The sequence below is a fragment of the Caulobacter sp. GW821-FHT11E11 genome (assembly GCF_058808315.1).
In genome coordinates this window covers 224,698-240,563 of the sequence record NZ_JBXARO010000001.1, presented here as the reverse complement: position 1 = coordinate 240,563, position 15,866 = coordinate 224,698, and the positions used below count along the sequence as shown (strand labels likewise).

General features: G+C 67.0%; 15 protein-coding genes. 7 read left to right on the top strand and 8 right to left on the bottom strand.

Annotated elements, in window-relative coordinates; translation table 11 throughout:
* The first annotated feature begins 10 nt into the window (after window positions 1-10).
* Window positions 11-634, top strand: coding sequence for a thiamine phosphate synthase (locus AC1RR5_RS01205; protein ID WP_492919281.1), 624 nt, complete (start codon window positions 11-13; stop codon window positions 632-634).
* Between the two features lie 5 nt (window positions 635-639).
* Here the strand turns inward: AC1RR5_RS01205 and AC1RR5_RS01200 are convergent, their stop codons facing one another.
* Window positions 640-1,050, bottom strand: a complete 411-nt coding sequence (locus tag AC1RR5_RS01200; protein WP_492919280.1) for an NtrZ family periplasmic regulatory protein — start codon at window positions 1,048-1,050, stop codon at window positions 640-642.
* A 252-nt stretch (window positions 1,051-1,302) separates the two neighbouring features.
* Between AC1RR5_RS01200 and AC1RR5_RS01195 the strand changes: the two genes are divergently transcribed.
* The 4 genes from AC1RR5_RS01195 (at window position 1,303) to holA (ending at window position 6,120) form a co-directional block, all read left to right on the top strand.
* Entirely contained in the window at window positions 1,303-1,836 is a 534-nt protein-coding gene (locus AC1RR5_RS01195) for a DUF3576 domain-containing protein (RefSeq protein ID WP_492919279.1), read from the top strand.
* 134 nt (window positions 1,837-1,970) lie between these two features.
* Entirely contained in the window at window positions 1,971-4,556 is a 2,586-nt protein-coding gene (gene leuS, locus AC1RR5_RS01190; RefSeq protein WP_492919278.1) for a leucine--tRNA ligase, read from the top strand.
* A gap of 5 nt (window positions 4,557-4,561) precedes the next feature.
* The gene (gene lptE, locus AC1RR5_RS01185; RefSeq protein ID WP_492919277.1) at window positions 4,562-5,062 is read left to right on the top strand and encodes an LPS assembly lipoprotein LptE; all 501 of its coding nucleotides are present in this window, start codon (window positions 4,562-4,564) and stop codon (window positions 5,060-5,062) included.
* 5 nt (window positions 5,063-5,067) lie between these two features.
* A complete protein-coding gene (gene holA / locus AC1RR5_RS01180) occupies window positions 5,068-6,120 on the top strand; it encodes a DNA polymerase III subunit delta (RefSeq protein ID WP_492919276.1) in 1,053 nt (350 codons plus the stop codon).
* 227 nt (window positions 6,121-6,347) lie between these two features.
* On the opposite strand, the gene AC1RR5_RS01175 is transcribed toward holA, so the two are convergent.
* The 6 genes from AC1RR5_RS01175 to AC1RR5_RS01150 all read right to left on the bottom strand — a co-directional run bounded on the left by AC1RR5_RS01175 (window position 6,348) and on the right by AC1RR5_RS01150 (window position 12,347).
* Window positions 6,348-7,259, bottom strand: a complete 912-nt coding sequence (locus tag AC1RR5_RS01175) for a ParB/RepB/Spo0J family partition protein (RefSeq protein ID WP_492919275.1) — start codon at window positions 7,257-7,259, stop codon at window positions 6,348-6,350.
* 39 nt (window positions 7,260-7,298) lie between these two features.
* Window positions 7,299-8,102: a ParA family protein gene (locus AC1RR5_RS01170; protein ID WP_492919274.1), complete on the bottom strand. Its 804-nt coding sequence runs from the start codon at window positions 8,100-8,102 to the stop codon at window positions 7,299-7,301.
* Window positions 8,092-8,658 (bottom strand): 16S rRNA (guanine(527)-N(7))-methyltransferase RsmG, encoded by a 567-nt coding sequence (rsmG, locus tag AC1RR5_RS01165; RefSeq protein ID WP_492919788.1) that lies wholly within the window; start codon window positions 8,656-8,658, stop codon window positions 8,092-8,094. Before rsmG ends, AC1RR5_RS01170 begins: the two co-directional genes overlap by 11 nt.
* 73 nt (window positions 8,659-8,731) lie before the next feature.
* Window positions 8,732-10,588, bottom strand: a complete 1,857-nt coding sequence (mnmG, locus tag AC1RR5_RS01160; RefSeq protein ID WP_492919273.1) for a tRNA uridine-5-carboxymethylaminomethyl(34) synthesis enzyme MnmG — start codon at window positions 10,586-10,588, stop codon at window positions 8,732-8,734.
* Between the two features lie 168 nt (window positions 10,589-10,756).
* Window positions 10,757-12,097, bottom strand: coding sequence for a tRNA uridine-5-carboxymethylaminomethyl(34) synthesis GTPase MnmE (gene mnmE, locus AC1RR5_RS01155; RefSeq protein ID WP_492919272.1), 1,341 nt, complete (start codon window positions 12,095-12,097; stop codon window positions 10,757-10,759).
* 4 nt (window positions 12,098-12,101) lie between these two features.
* Window positions 12,102-12,347, bottom strand: a complete 246-nt coding sequence (locus AC1RR5_RS01150; protein WP_492919271.1) for a DUF6489 family protein — start codon at window positions 12,345-12,347, stop codon at window positions 12,102-12,104.
* A gap of 124 nt (window positions 12,348-12,471) precedes the next feature.
* Here AC1RR5_RS01150 and AC1RR5_RS01145 point away from each other — a divergent pair, with 124 nt between their 5' ends.
* On the top strand, window positions 12,472-13,167 hold the full coding sequence (locus AC1RR5_RS01145; protein ID WP_492919270.1) for a dienelactone hydrolase family protein: 696 nt from the start codon (window positions 12,472-12,474) through the stop codon (window positions 13,165-13,167).
* Window positions 13,167-14,132, top strand: a complete 966-nt coding sequence (locus AC1RR5_RS01140; RefSeq protein ID WP_492919269.1) for a quinone oxidoreductase family protein — start codon at window positions 13,167-13,169, stop codon at window positions 14,130-14,132. The genes AC1RR5_RS01145 and AC1RR5_RS01140 overlap by 1 nt, the downstream gene beginning before the upstream one ends.
* Before the next feature lie 81 nt (window positions 14,133-14,213).
* On the opposite strand, the gene rho is transcribed toward AC1RR5_RS01140, so the two are convergent.
* The gene (gene rho, locus AC1RR5_RS01135) at window positions 14,214-15,647 is read right to left on the bottom strand and encodes a transcription termination factor Rho (RefSeq protein ID WP_492919268.1); all 1,434 of its coding nucleotides are present in this window, start codon (window positions 15,645-15,647) and stop codon (window positions 14,214-14,216) included.
* Window positions 15,648-15,866 lie beyond the last annotated feature (219 nt).

The window sequence follows — 15,866 nt, the reverse complement described above, 5'->3', positions numbered from 1 at the left end:
GGGTGTGGCCTTGGACGGAAACGTGAGCGAACTGGAAGTCCTGTCTAGTGCGGCGGCGGCCTTTCCGCCAAGGACCGCGCGCGGCAAGGCCCTGCCCGGCCTGCTGTTCTTCACCGATCCCAGCCGGATTGCGAACCCCGAAGCCGTGGCCGAGCGCCTGCCGGCCGGATCCGGGATCGTCTTCCGCGCCTTCGGGGCCGAGGACGCGGTGGACCAGGGCCGCCGCCTGCGGGCCATCGCCGACGCGCGCGGCCTGCTGCTGCTGGCCGGCGCCCATCCCAGCCTGGCCGAGGGTATCGGGGCCGACGGCGTGCACATGCCCGAGGCCCGCGTCGCCGAACTGCCGCGCCTGCGGGCCGAACACGCGCGCTGGCTGATCACCGTGGCGGCCCATGACGTGGTCGCCGTCCAGGCGGGCCAACGCGCCGGCGCCGACGCGATCGTCGTCTCGCCGGTCTTCGCCAGCAACAGCCCCTCTGCGGGCGAACCGTTGGGGATCGAGGGCTTGAAGGGTTTGGTCGCGGCGACGGATCTGCCCGTCTACGCCCTGGGCGGCGTGCGGGCGCGCACGGTCACGCAGCTGATCGGCAGCGGAATCGCCGGGATCGCGGCGGTCGAAGCCCTAGCAGGCTGACCGAATTAGAACTTGAAGGCGGTTTCCAGGCGGACGCGCGGCGCGGCTTCCGGCTGTTGAGCCTTGCGGGCGGCCAGGGCCGGGTTGGATTCACCCAGGCTGACGGCGCCGCCGACGCGGATCGACGGGGTCACCTTGAAATAGGCGCCGGCCTGGACGTCCTGCATTTCCATTTCGCGGCTGGACGGCTGGTCGAGGTCCAGCTTCAGGCCCCAGCGACCCTTCTTGGCGTCCCAACGCAGCGAACGCTTGTCGTCCTGCGGATATTGGATGCCGGCGGCGGCGCTGGTGAAGTCGTTCTTGACCGAGAAATCGGGCGCGACGGCATGCGGTTTGGCCTGGGCGAACGCCGTCGCCGCCGATCCAGTGAGGATCAGCGCGGCTGCACCCGCCAAAAAGAAACGCTTCGCGACCATCGCTACTCGCCGCCTAAACAATGTCCCCACTCGTTCCATATAGGATCGAGCCCCTGAGTTTTCGATTAAAGGCTTGGCTGGAACGCGGTCAACGGGGGTTTGGTCGCACTTAGGGCCGAATTGAACGATTCAATCGACTCCTGTGTCGATGAGGTCACGCGATTCCTGTTTTGAGGCGGCGTAGCCATGCTATAGACCGGCTCCCGGCCGCGGGGGCGCGCCAGGATAGCGCGAAGTCGCATCGGCGAGACATTGGAGCGAGGTACTATGGCGTTTGAGCGTGGGTCTGTGATGCGCGGCGTCGCCGCGGGCGTCCTGGCTCTGTCGATGCTGGGCATGACCGCATGCGCGAGCAACAAGCCCCCCAAGACGTTTTCCACGCAAAGCGACGAGCCGGGCCTCAACCCGTTCAAGCGCTTCGGCGGTGGCGGCAACAAGGCTCCGGCGACGGAAGCCGGGATCGGCGTCAACGGTTATCTGTGGCGCGCGAGCCTGGACACGCTGGCGTTCATGCCGCTGGCCTCGGCCGACCCGTACGGCGGCGTGATCGTCACCGACTGGTATGTGAACCCGGAAACCCCGGCCGAGCGCTTCAAGGCGACGGTCTACATCCTGGACACCCGCCTGCGCGCCGACGGCCTGAACGTCACGGTGTTCAAGCAGTCCAAGGACATCAACGGTAACTGGATCGACGCGCCCGTCGCCGACCAGACCGCCACCGACATCGAGAACGCGATCCTGACCCGCGCGCGTCAGCTTCGACTTTCGAACATCAAGACCCAATAGGGCCTGCGGGGCCTTCGTCGCTGCGGCGAAGGCCCTGACTGCCTATATTTCTGCGCGCTCCGGCCGCGAAACCGCATACCTTGTCGCGGACGCGCCTTCGGGGCGCTGCTTCGCATTCAAGACCCTGGTTTCCGATGGCCCGCTACAATCCCAAAGACACCGAACCCAAGTGGCGTGAAGCCTGGGCGAAGGCCGACGTCTTCAAGACCGGCGAGATCAACGACGGCCGTCCGAAATACTACGTGCTCGAGATGTTCCCGTATCCGTCGGGCCGCATCCACATGGGCCACGTCCGCAACTACGCCATGGGCGACGTCGTAGCCCGCTACAAGCGCGCCCAGGGCTTCAACGTCCTGCACCCGATGGGCTGGGACGCCTTCGGCATGCCGGCCGAGAACGCCGCCATGGAGCGCGGCGTCCACCCCAAGGGCTGGACCTACGACAACATCGCCGCGATGCGCGAGCAGCTAAAGGCGCTGGGCATCTCGATCGACTGGTCGCGCGAGTTCGCCACCTGCGACCCGGAATATTACGGCAAGCAGCAGGCCTGGTTCCTGCGCCTGCTGAAGCGCGGCCTGGTCTATCGCAAGGAAGCCTCGGTCAACTGGGACCCGGTCGACATGACCGTCCTGGCCAACGAGCAGGTCATCGACGGCAAGGGCTGGCGCTCGGGCGCGACCGTGGAGAAGCGCAAGCTGACCCAGTGGTTCCTGCGCATCACCCAGTATGCCGACGACCTGATCGAGGGCCTGAAGACCCTGGACCGCTGGCCCGACAAGGTTCGCCTGATGCAGGAGAACTGGATCGGCCGCTCCAAGGGCCTGCGCTTCAAGTTCCAGTTCGACGGCGAGGCCCCCGACGGCATGGCCGACGGGCTGGAGGTCTACACCACCCGTCCCGACACCCTGTTCGGCGCCAGCTTCGTCGGCATCGCGCCCGAGCATCCGCTGGCCGAGCGCCTGGGCATCGAAAACCCCGAGGTCCAGCAGTTCATCGCCGACTGCCGCAAGGGCGGCACCTCGGAAGCCGAGATCGAGAGCGCCGAGAAGCTGGGCTACGACACCGGCCTGCGGGTGCGGCACCCGCTGGATCCGTCGATCACCCTGCCCGTCTGGATCGCCAACTTCATCCTGATGGACTACGGCACCGGCGCGATCTTCGCCTGCCCGGCCCACGACCAGCGCGACCTGGACTTCGCCCGCAAGTACGACCTGCCGGTGCTGCCGGTGGTGTTGCCCAATGGCGAGGATCCGGCGACCTTCACGGTCGGCAAGGAGGCCTATGTCGGCCCCGGCAAGATCTTCAACTCCGAATTCCTGGACGGCCTGGACATCGAGGCCGCCAAGGCCGAGGCCGTGGCCCGTATCGAGGCCGCTGGCCAGGGCGAAGGCGCGACCGTCTATCGCCTGCGCGACTGGGGCGTCTCGCGCCAGCGCTACTGGGGTTGCCCGATCCCGGTGGTCCACTGCCAGGCCTGCGGCGTCGTTCCCGTGCCGGAAGACCAGCTGCCGGTCGCCCTGCCCGAGGACGTCACCTTCGACAAGCCGGGCAATCCGCTGCTGCGCCACCCCACTTGGCGTCACACCACCTGCCCGTCCTGCGGCGGCAAGGCCGAGCGTGAAACCGACACGCTGGATACCTTCATCGACTCGAGCTGGTACTTCGCCCGCTTCGCCGACCCGACGGCCGAGGAGCCCGTCGGCAAGGACGCGGCCGACTACTGGATGGCCGTCGACCAGTATATCGGCGGCGTCGAGCACGCGATCCTGCACCTGCTGTACGCACGCTTCATCACCCGCGCCCTGAAGGACGAGAACCTGCTGTCGGTCGAAGAACCGTTCGCGGGCCTGTTCACCCAGGGCATGGTCACCCACGAGGCCTACAAGAACGAGGCCGGCGAGTGGGTCGAGCCGTCGGACATCCGCATCACGGTCGAGGGTAACAACCGCTCGGCGGTCCACGCCACGACCGGCGCGCCGATCACGATCGGCGACGTCGAGAAGATGTCGAAGTCCAAGAAGAACGTCGTCGCGCCCGAGGACATCTTCGAGGCCTACGGCGTCGACAGCGCCCGCCTGTTCGTGATGAGCGACAGCCCGCCCGAGCGTGACGTCCAGTGGACCAACTCCGGCGTCGAAGGCAGCTGGCGCTTCACGCACCGCCTGTGGAACGAGTTCGACGGCCAGCCGGCCGGCGATTTCGCCCATGACGACAGCGACGAAGCCGCCCTGGCCCTGCGCAAGTCGGCCCACAAGCTGATCGGCTTCGTCACCGACAGCATCGAGGGCTTCCGCTTCAACAGCGGCGTGGCGCGCCTGTACGAGTTCCTGAACGCCCTGAAGGCCGCTCCGGCTGAAGGCGCTTCTCAGGGCGTGCTGGCGGCCCGCAAGGAAGCCCTGAACATCCTGGCCCGCCTGGTCTCGCCCTTCACGCCCCACCTGGCCGAAGAAGCCTGGGCCAGCATTGGCGGCGAAGGCATGGTCGTGAACGCGCCCTGGCCCAAGGCCGACCCGGCCCTGGCCGCGGACGACGAGCGCGTCCTGCCGATCCAGATCAACGGCAAGCGTCGCGGCGAGGTGAAGGTGAAAACCGGCGCCGCCGAGGACGAAGTCCAGAAAATCGCTCTGGCGGATCCCAACGTCATGGCCCACCTTGAGGGCCTCACGGTCCGCAAGGTGATCGTGGTGAAGGACCGGATCATCAACATCGTGGCCAACTGAGACAGATGAAACGCACCCTGGCAGTTGGCGCGATCGCGCTCTCGACCCTGGCCCTGTCGGCCTGCGCCGGCTTCACGCCGCTGTATGGCCGTCCCGGCGTCGAAGGCGGGCTCTCCAGCATCGAGACGGTCGCGTCCGAGGGCCGTGGCGGCTACCTGCTGCGCGAGCAGCTGGACGACGCCCTGGCCCACCGCGCCGGCGACCCGGCCGCCTACAAGTTGCTGCTGTCGGTCAACGAGCAGCGCTTCGCCCGCGGCGTACGCCTGGACAACACGGCCAACCGCTACGAGCTGAAGATGAGTGTCAACTGGCGCCTGCTGGACGCCAAGACCACGGCCGAGGTCCACAAGGGCCTGACCGAGGTCTCGGTGACCTACGATTCGGCCGACCAGCCCTATGCGGCCATCGCGGCCCAGAACGACGGCCAGGAACGCGCCGCCGCCGAGGTGGCCCGCAAGATCCAGCTGGACATCGCCACCTGGATGGCGGGCCGGAAGCCGGCCTAGAGCGCATGATCCTCTCCAAGCGTCCGGACGTCGAACGCTTCCTGCGGGAGCCGACCCCGGACATCCGGGCCGTGGTCATCTACGGCAAGGACCGGGGCGTGGTGCGCGATCGCGCCAACGCCCTGGCCAAGCGCGTGGTCGAGCGCCCGGACGATCCCTTCGACACCGCCATGCTGACCGACGGCGACCTGGACGCCGATCCGGCCAAGCTGGAAGACGAGCTGTCGGCCATGTCGCTGATGGGCGGCCGGCGCCTGGTGCGCCTGCGCCTGGGCGGCGAGAAGGCCGGTCCCGACAAGCAGGCCTCCGAGGCCCTGACCCGCCACGTCGAGGGCCAACTGAACCCCGACGCCTTCTTCCTGGTCGAGGCCGGAGCCCTGGATCGCAACTCCCTGCTGCGCAAGGTCGGCGAGAAGGCCAATGGCTGCGCCGTCATCCCCTGCTATGAAGACGAAGCCGGCGACCTGGCCCGCATGGCCCGCGACAGCCTGGCCAACGACAAGCTGAGTCTCAACAGCGAGGCCCTGGATCTCTTCGTCTCGCGCTTGCCCAAGGAGCGTGGCGTGGCCCGGGCCGAGATCGAGCGCTTGGCCCTCTATCTCGGCCCGGGCAGCGGCATCACCGCCACCGCCGCCGACCTGACCGACTTCCTCGGCGTTGAGCCCGAGGCCTCGCTCAGCGACGCCGCCGCCGATGCGTTCGGCGGCAAGGCCGGTCTGGCCCAGCAGGCCCTGCGCCGCGCCGCCGCCGAGGGCGAAGGCGGTCCGGCCGCCGTCCGGGCCATCAGCTACTATCTGAACCGCCTGCGCCGGGTGCTGACCCTGCACAAGAACGGCATCGACCTGCAGGCGGCCGCCAAGGCCTCCGGTGTGTTCTGGAAACAGGAACGCGAGTTCCTGCGCCAGGCTCGCGCCTGGAACCTGGAAGCGATCCTCGAGATCCAGGGCGAAGTCCTCACCGCCGATCGGGCCTGCAAGACCTCCGGCTCGCCCGACCAGCTGATCTCGGAGCGCCTGGCGCTGATGATCGCGGGTCGTGCGCGGCGACTGGGGCTTTAGGGCCAAAATCACCCAAAATAGCGCCTTTGCGCGCCTGTGGACGACTTCAGAGAAAGCCTTACGGCACAAGGGTTTGGAGTCTAATCGGACTCAAACCGCCCTCCTCTCACGAAAACGGCGCCTCCCGCAGTACGGAAAGGCGCCGCTTGGTGCGCGACAGAGGCGATTTTCGGAGGGCGTTTTCAGACCCAAAATCCGAGCATCTGCACACTCTTATGTGCGTCTGATCAGACCCCCCGGCTCAGCCGGTTGCAGAGGTCGTCGAGCTGCTCGAGCGTCGCATAGGTGATGGTCAGCGTGCCGGTCGAACCGCGATGGTCGATCGAGACGTCCAGACCCAGGACCGACGACAGGTCGGCTTCCAGCGCCTGGGTGTCGGTGTCCTTCACGCGCGGCGGACGACCACCCTTGTTCTTGTTCGGGGTCGCGGTCGGCGCCTTGCGAGCAAGCGCCTCGGTCTCCCGGACCGACAGACCGCCGTCGATGATCTGCTTGGCCAGGGCGACCGGGTCGGCCGCGGCGGCGATGGCGCGGGCATGACCGGCTGACAGCTCACCGCTGACCAGGTACGACTGCACCTCGTCGGGTAGGGCCAGCAGGCGCATCGTGTTGGCCACGTGGCTGCGGCTCTTGCCGATGGTCTGGGCGATGTTCTCCTGGGTGCGCTCGAACTTCTCCATCAGCACTTTGTAGGAGAGCGCTTCTTCCAGGATGTTCAGGTCGGCGCGCTGGACGTTCTCGATGATGCCGATTTCCAGCACCGCCAGGTCGTCCAGCTCGCGCACCATGATCGGCACGGTGCGCAGACCGGCGCGCTGGGCGGCGCGCCAGCGGCGTTCGCCGGCGACGATCTGGTACTCCCCCGGAGAGCCGGGCGCGGGACGCACCAGGATCGGCTGCAGGACGCCCTTCTCGCGGATCGAGTTGGACAGATCCTCCAGGTCTTCCTCGCGGAAGGTGCGGCGCGGCTGGTCGGGATTGCGCTTCAGGATCTCGATCGGCGCTTCACGTGAGCCGGCGGCGCTGTCGCCCAGCGCCTGAGCCGGCGCGGCGTCGACCTCGCCCAGCAGCGCGGACAGACCACGACCCAGACCACGACGCCCTTCGGAACCACCCGCCTCAGCCACCACAGACTCCATTCTTCTTCTCAAAACTCGGATCGATAATCGGAACTAGGATCAGGCAGCTTGCGCCTGGCGGTCGCGTTCGCGGCTGATCACCTCGCGGGCCAGCTTCAGGTAGGCCTGGCTGCCGGCGCACTTCAGGTCATACAGCAGTACGGGCTTACCGAACGACGGAGCCTCCGAGACGCGGACATTCCGCGGGATGACCGCGTCATAGACCTTGTCGCCGAAGTGCTCGCGGACATCCTTGGCCACCTGCTCGGACAGGCTGTTGCGGCGGTCGTACATGGTCAGCACCACGCCCTGGATCTCCAGGCGCGGGTTCAGGCTGCCGCGCACGCGCTCGATGGTGCGCATCAGCTGGGTCAGGCCTTCCAGGGCGAAGAACTCGCACTGCAGCGGCACGAACACCGCGTCGGCGGCGGTCATGGCGTTGACGGTCAGCACGTTCAGCGATGGCGGGCAGTCGATCAGCACATAGGTGTAGGGACCGTTGGCGCGGATCGCCTCCAGGGCATCGCGCAGGCGGTACGACCGGCGAGCGGTCTGGCCCAGCTCGATCTCGATGCCCGACAGGTCGGCGTCGGCCGGGATCACGTCCAGGCCGGGCAGCTCGCTCTTCACGGCGGCGTCGACGATCGGCGACTCGCCCATCAGCACGTCATACAGCGTGGTGCGACGCTGGGTGCGGCCGATGCCAAGCCCCGTGGAACAGTTTCCCTGCGGATCGGAATCGATCAGCAGCACCCGCTCGCCACAGGCAGCAAGCGCGGTGCCCAGGTTGATGGCGGTCGTGGTCTTGCCCACCCCACCCTTCTGATTGGCGATGGCGAGGACGCGGAGAGGATTAGCGGGCACGGGAAAGCCTCTTCACTTGAACGATCCGACCGCGGGGGTCGCTTTGACTAGGTCGTAGCTCGCTGGCGAATTTCCAAGCGCTGGAGGCTTCGGAAAGCTCGGCCGCGACATCCTGCCCCTTGAGGAACAGGCCCAGCGCGCCACGGTGCAGATAGGGTTCGGCGAAGCCCAGCAACTTGGTCATCGGGGCGCAGGCCCGCGCGGTGACGACGTCGACCTTCAGCTTCAGCTCTTCGGCCCGGACGTTGTGGATCTCGACAGGCAGGTGCAGGTCCTTGGCCACCACTTCCAGGAAGCGGCAGCGCTTGGTCATGGATTCGACCAGGTGAACCTTCGCCTCGGCCCTACCCTTCAGCAGTATGGCCAGCACGACGCCGGGCAAGCCGGCCCCGGCGCCCAGATCGGCCCAGGTCAGGGCCTCGGGCGCCAGCGCCATCAGCTGCGAGCTGTCCAGGGCGTGGCGGGTCCAGTAGGTGTCGATGGTCAGCGGACCGACCAGGTTCATCACCGCGTTCCACTCGGCCAGCAGCGCCTGGAAGCGCGTCAGGTCAGCCATCTCGGCGTCGGACGCACCGGTAAGGGCTTGGTAACCAACCGCGTCCAGCACGGGCGCTTCAGTCACAACGTTATCAAGCTGCACGGCTGCGCCTCACATGGGCCAGCAGCGCCGTCAGCGCGCCGGGGGTCACGCCCTCGATGCGGGCCGCTTGGCCTAGGGTCAGGGGACGCACGCGCTGGAGCTTCTCGCGCACTTCATTGGAAAGACTGCCGATGTCGGCATAGTCCAGGTCGGCCGGCAGGCGCAGGTCTTCGTCCTTGCGCAGCGACTCGGCGTCGGCGCGCTGACGATCCAGGTAGCCGGCATAGGCCGCCTCGATCTCGATCTGCTCGCGGACGTCGGTGTTCCACGTGAAAACCTCGGGCCAGAGGCGGCCCAGGTCGTCGAGGGTGACATCTGGATAGGCCAGCATAGCGAAGACGTCGCGGCGGACGCCGTCGCTATTGACCTTGAAGCCGGCCTTCACGGCCTCGTTCGGGGTCAGGCTGACCGAGCGGGCAAAGGCGCGAGCCGTTTCCAACCGCGCTTTCTTCTCGGTCCAGGCCGCAGCGCGGCGCTCACCCACGACGCCCAGTTCGATCCCACGATCGGTCAGGCGCTGGTCGGCATTGTCGGCGCGCAGGGTCAGGCGGAACTCGGCCCGGCTGGTGAACATGCGATACGGCTCGGTGACGCCCCGGGTGACCAGGTCGTCGATCATCACGCCGATATAGGCCTCGTCGCGGGCGAAGACGGCCGGCTCCCTGCCCTGCACGGCCAAGGCCGCGTTCAGGCCGGCGACCAGGCCCTGGGCTCCCGCCTCTTCATAGCCCGTGGTGCCGTTGATCTGGCCGGCCAGGTACAGGCCCGGCAGGCGCTTGGTCTCCAGCGTGGCGTACAACTCGCGCGGATCGACATAGTCGTATTCGATCGCATAGCCGTAGCGGATCACCTCGACCTTCTCGAGGCCGGGGATCGTGCGCAGGAACAGCAGTTGCGTTTCTTCGGATACCGAAGTGGAAATGCCGTTCGGATAGACCGTGTCGTCGTCCAGGCCTTCCGGTTCCAGGAAGATCTGGTGGCTGGTCTTGTCGGCGAAGCGGACGACCTTGTCCTCGATCGACGGGCAATAGCGCGGACCGATCCCCGTGGCGCGACCGCCATAGACCAGGGACTCGCTCAGGCGCTCTGCAATGATCTTGTGCGTCGCTTCGGTGGTGAACGTGACGCCGCAGGCGATCTGCGGGACGTCGATCTTGTCGTTCAGATACGAGAATGGGACCGGCTGTTCGTCGGCCGCCTGGCTGTCCAGCTGGTCCCAGGCGATGGTCTTGCCATCCAGGCGCGCGGGCGTGCCGGTCTTCAGCCGACCCATCTGGAAGTCCAGGCCGTAGAGGCGGTCCGACAGGCCGATCGACGGCTGGTCGCCCACGCGGCCGGCGGGGGTCCGGGTCTCGCCCAGATGGATGACGCCCTTCAGGAAGGTGCCGGTCGTCAGGATTACACGTGAAGCGCGGTAGGCCCGCCCTTCCCCATCGATCGCGCCGGCGACCTTACCGTCCTCGACGATCAGGTCCTCGGCGGCGGCAGCGATGATGTCGAGGTTCGGCGTCGCGGCCAGCTCGGCCTGCATCGCCTCGCGATAGAGCTTGCGGTCGATCTGGGCGCGCGGACCGCGAACGGCCGGGCCCTTGGAGCGGTTCAGCATCCGGAACTGGATGCCGGCCTTGTCGGCCATGCGGCCCATGACGCCGTCCAGGGCGTCGATCTCGCGGACCAAGTGGCCCTTGCCCAGGCCACCGATGGCCGGGTTGCACGACATCTCGCCAATGGTTTCGAGCTTGTGGGTCAGCAGCAGGGTGCGGACGCCGGCGCGCGCGGACGCAGCGGCCGCCTCGCAGCCGGCGTGACCGCCGCCGATGACAATGACATCCCAGGTATCGGACAAAAGACTCGCCTCAATGCGAACGCCCCCGAACGAGCGGGGGCGTTGGACTCGACCTATACGCCAATCAGGCGAGCCGGTCGATGCGACTCCCTGGCGTTTCACGTGAAACGGCCCTGCTACAGCTGTGAGCACGCTGTGGATAATATAGGGGATGTTCCACGTGGAACATCACTTGCCGATGCAGAAGGTCGAAAACACGCGACCGAGCACGTCCTCGGGATCCACGCGGCCGGTGATCTTCTCCAGCGCCCGAGCGGCCAGGCGAACATCCTCGGCGGCCAGCTCGACTTCCAGGCCCACCTCAGACAGCGCGCGGGCCAGATAGTCCTGAGCCTCCCGGAGGCGCTCGGCGTGGCGCAGTCGCGTGGCCGCTGGGAACTCCGCGCCGGATAGGGCGTCGGCCACATGCTCGGCCAAGGCGGCGCGAACCTGGTCAACTGCCTCGCCCGACTGGGCCGAAAGACAAAGGACCTTCAGGCCCTCCCCTGACCACTTCCGTTCGGCTTCATCCAACGCAGAGGCGTCAGCGATGTCCGCTTTGTTCAGCACCAGCCAGTCGCCCGGCCGGATCGCCTCCTCAAGCTTCACTGTATGTTTCACGTGAAACCCATCGACGACCCAAAGCCTTAGGTCAGCATCTTCAGCCCAGACCCGCGCCCGGCGGACGCCCTCGGCTTCGATCGCATCGGCCGTTTCGCGGATGCCGGCCGTATCGGCGACGAGCACCTTATAGCCGCCGAGCACCAACGGGACCTCGATGACATCCCGGGTAGTGCCGGGCGTATCCGTGACGATAGCCGCATCGCGCTCGACCAAGCCGTTGAGCAAGGTGCTCTTGCCGGCGTTCGGCGCGCCGACCAAAGCGATGCGGAAACCGTCTCTGACCCGGCGTCCACGGGAAACATCGGCCAACGCAGCGTCGAGTTCGGCGCTCAGAGTCCGCAGTCCCGGGCGGGCCCGCTCGGCCACCTCTTCTGGAAGATCCTCGTCCGGGAAATCGACCGCAGCTTCCAGCATGGCCAGCGACTGGACCAGCAGATCCCGCCAGCGGTCGTAGCGCTGGGAGAGCGCCCCACCGACCTGGCCGAGCGCCTGTTTGCGCTGGGCCTCGGTCTCGGCGTCGATCAGATCGGCGACGCCCTCGGCCTGGGCCAGGTCGAGCTTGCCGTTCTCGAAAGCGCGACGCGTGAACTCGCCCGGCTCAGCCAGGCGCAGACCCAGGTCGACCAAGGCCGACAGCAGCGCCTCGACGACCGCGCGGCCGCCGTGCACGTGAAACTCGGCGCTGTCCTCGCCGGTGTAGCTGGCCGGTCCCTCGAACCGCAGGACCAGAGCCTCGTCCAGCTCGACGCTCTGGTGACGCAGTTTGCGCAGAGCCGCCAGGCGCGGCTTGGGCGGTTTTCCCGTGAGAGCCTCGACGACCGGCAGGGTCGCCGGACCCGAGACGCGCACCACGGCCACCGCCGCTCGCCCGGCCGCGGTGGCCAGGGCGAAGATCGTATCCGTCATCGGGTCAGTCGCGCTTGCCGACCGCCGCGCCGGCCGCCGCCGTCATCAGCTTGCGGAACTGTTCCTGGGCGCCCGTACCGAACGCCATCCAGTTCTTCATCAGCTCCTCGGGCGCCAGCATGGCCATGTTGGCGTCCATGCGGTTCTGCATCTCCTTGACCAGATGCTCGTTCAAGCCACTGACATCAGGAAGGCCTAGAAAGGCCCGCGCCTCGACGGGCGAGCAGTCGATTTCGATGGTCATTTTCATCGGGTGGTTCCCTTCGGTCAGGGCACGATATTGTTATGGGGCAAGCCCGTCGGCGCAGGTTAGAGCGCTTTGGTCGAAAGTCACATCAGTCTGACTGGAGACACAGTAAGGACGGAGAGCTGCGATGAGCGAGACCCTCACGATCACAACGCCCGACGGCGACTTCTCGGCCTATGTGGCGCGGCCGCAAGCCGAGAGCGCTCCGGCCATCGTCGTGATCCAGGAGATCTTCGGCGTCAACAAGGTGATGCGCGACATCGCCGACGGCCTGGCCGCCCAGGGCTATGTCGCCATCGTGCCCGACCTCTTCTGGCGCATCGAGCCCGGCATCGACATCACCGACCAGTCCGAGGCCGAGTGGAAGCGGGCCTTCGAACTGTTCAACGCGTTCGACGTGGACTCGGGCGTGGCCGACATCGCCGCCACGATCACCGCCGCCCGCGAGCTGTCCGGCGTCAACGGCAAGGTCGGGGCGGTCGGCTACTGCCTGGGCGGCCTGCTGGCCTTCCTGACCGCGACCCGCACCGACGTCGACGCCAGCGTCTCGTACTACGGCGTCGGCATCGAGAAGCACGTGAACGAGGCCGAGAAGCTGACCCACCCGCTGCTGATGCACATCGCCGAGAAGGACCAGTTCGTGCCGCCAGAAGCCCAGCAGCTGATCCTCTCCGCCCTGAAGGACCACCCGCAGATCGAGCTGCACACCTACGCCGACCGCGACCACGCCTTCGCGCGCGAGGGCGGCGCGCACTACGACGCCGCCGACGCCGCCAAGGCCAACGGCCGCAGCCTGACCTTCTTCCAGAAGGCCCTGGCGTAATGCTGGCGATCCAAGCCGTTCGCACCGGCGGCCCCGAGGTGCTCGAGGCCGTCGAGCTGGAAGTCCCCTCGCCCGCCGCCGGCCAGATCCTGGTCCGCCACCAGGCCGTGGGTCTGAACTATATCGACACCTATCACCGCTCGGGTCTCTACCCGCTGAAGATGCCGGCGGTGATCGGGCTGGAAGCCGCCGGCGTCGTCGAGGCGATCGGTGATGGCGTCACCCGGTTCCAAGTCGGCGACCGTGTCGCCTACAACGGAACCATGGGCGCCTATGCCGAGGCGGCGGTCGTCCCTGCCGAACGCGCGGTGAAGGTCCCCGACGGCGTCAGCCTCGAGACCGCGGCCGCCGTCCTGCTCAAGGGCATGACCGCCGAGTTCCTGGTTCGCCGGTGTTTCCACGTGAAACCTGGAAACCTGGTTCTGATCCACGCGGCCGCCGGCGGCGTCGGCCAGATCCTGGTCCAGTGGTGCAAGGCCCTGGGCGCGACGGTGATCGCCACCGCCGGCTCGACCGCCAAGCTGGACACCGCTCGCGCGCTCGGCGCCGATCACTTGATCGACTACAGCCACGAGGACGTTGCGGCCAAGGTCGGCGAGATCACCGGCGGCAAGGGCGTGGCCGTCGTCTATGACGGGGTCGGCAAGGACACCTGGGACGCCAGCCTGAAGAGCCTGGCCCGTCGCGGCGTGCTTGTCACCTTCGGCAACGCCTCGGGTCCGGTCCCGCCGTTCGCGCCGCTGGAGCTGGGGGCCAAGTCAGCCTTCGTCACCCGCCCGCGCCTGTTCGACTACATCGTCACGACCGAAGAACTGGACGAGAGCGCCGAGGCTCTGTTCGCCGTCCTCGCTTCGGGCGCGGTGAAGATCGACATCGGCCAAACCTTCCCGCTCGCGCAAGCCCGCGCCGCCCACGAAGCTCTGGAAGGCCGTCAGACCACCGGGGCCACCCTGCTCATTCCGTAGGGCCGAACACGGTACGACCAACAAAAAAGGCCCCGGGTAGAACCGGGGCCTTTCTCGTATCTGCGGTGAGTCTGGTCGGACTCAGGTGTTCATCGACTGGAAGAAGTCGCCGTTGGTCTTCGACTGACGCAGCTTGTCGAGCAGGAACTCGATCGCGTCCGACGCGCCCATCGGGTTGAGGATCCGGCGCAGGACGTAGGTCTTCTGCAGCTGGTCGCGCGGCGTGATGAGCTCTTCCTTGCGGGTGCCCGACTTGAGCACGTCGATGGCCGGGAAGATGCGCTTGTCCGCCACCTTGCGGTCCAGGACGATTTCCGAGTTACCGGTGCCCTTGAACTCTTCAAAGATGACTTCGTCCATGCGGCTGCCGGTGTCGATCAGGGCCGTGGCGATGATCGAGAGCGAGCCGCCCTCTTCCACGTTGCGCGCCGCGCCGAAGAAGCGCTTCGGGCGCTGCAGGGCGTTGGCGTCGACACCGCCGGTCAGCACCTTGCCCGACGACGGGACGGTGGTGTTGTAGGCGCGACCCAGACGGGTGACCGAGTCCAGAAGGATGACGACGTCGCGCTTGTGCTCGACCAGGCGCTTGGCCTTCTCGATGACCATCTCGGCCACCTGCACGTGGCGGGTCGCGGGCTCGTCGAAGGTCGAGGCGATGACCTCGCCCTTCACCGTGCGCTGCATGTCGGTGACTTCTTCCGGCCGCTCGTCGATCAACAGGACGATCAGGTAGCACTCGGGGTGGTTGGTCTCGATCGACTTGGCGATGTTCTGCAGCATGACCGTCTTACCCACGCGCGGCGGGGCGACGATCAGGCAGCGCTGGCCCTTGCCGAGCGGCGCGACGATGTCGATGACGCGGCCCGAGCGATCCTTGATGGTCGGATCGGGCAGCTCCATGTTCAGGCGCTCATCGGGATAGAGCGGCGTCAGGTTGTCGAAGTGGATCTTGTGCTTGACGTTGTCAGGCGCTTCGAAATTGATCTTGGCCACGCTGGTCAAAGCGAAGTAGCGCTCGCCTTCGCGCGGCGAGCGAATGGCGCCGTCGACGCTGTCGCCGGTACGCAGGCCATACTTCCGGATCTGCGAGGGCGAGACGTAGATGTCGTCCGGACCCGGCAGGTAGTTGGCTTCCGGCGAGCGCAGGAAGCCGAAGCCGTCCTGCACGACTTCCATGGTGCCCGAGCCCGAGATCTCCACGCCTTCCTCGGCGAGGGTCTTCAGGATCGCGAACATCATGTCCTGCTTGCGCATGGAGTTGGCGTTCTCGACCTCGAAGGTCTCGGCGAACGCCAGCAGGTCGGCCGGGGATTTCTCCTTCAGCTCCTGCAGGGACATGGACTTCAGGCCCAGGGCGGCGACGGCGTCGGCGATGCCGGAACCGTCGTCTTCGCCTTCGGCCTCGACTTCCGCATCGGCGGAAGCGGCCTCGACCGTGGTGTCGATATCGACAGTGGTCTCTTCGGTGGCTGCTTCTTCAGCGGCCGGGATTTCGTTTTCAGTTTCTTCGGTCATGACAAGACTCAAGGAGGGGCGCGGACCCCAAGACGGAGTCCGGCCGGTAGAACTTTGAAAGTCACACTTGGTCTGCCCATCGGGACGGACCAGGCGAGCGCGTCGGTTGACGATGACGCGGATCGTTCGGGGGACGGACCTTGGAGCGGATCGCTCGCGGGGCGCGCCAGGACGGGCGCCAGTCCGAAAGAAGAGGACGGTTCACCGCTGGTGAACCCT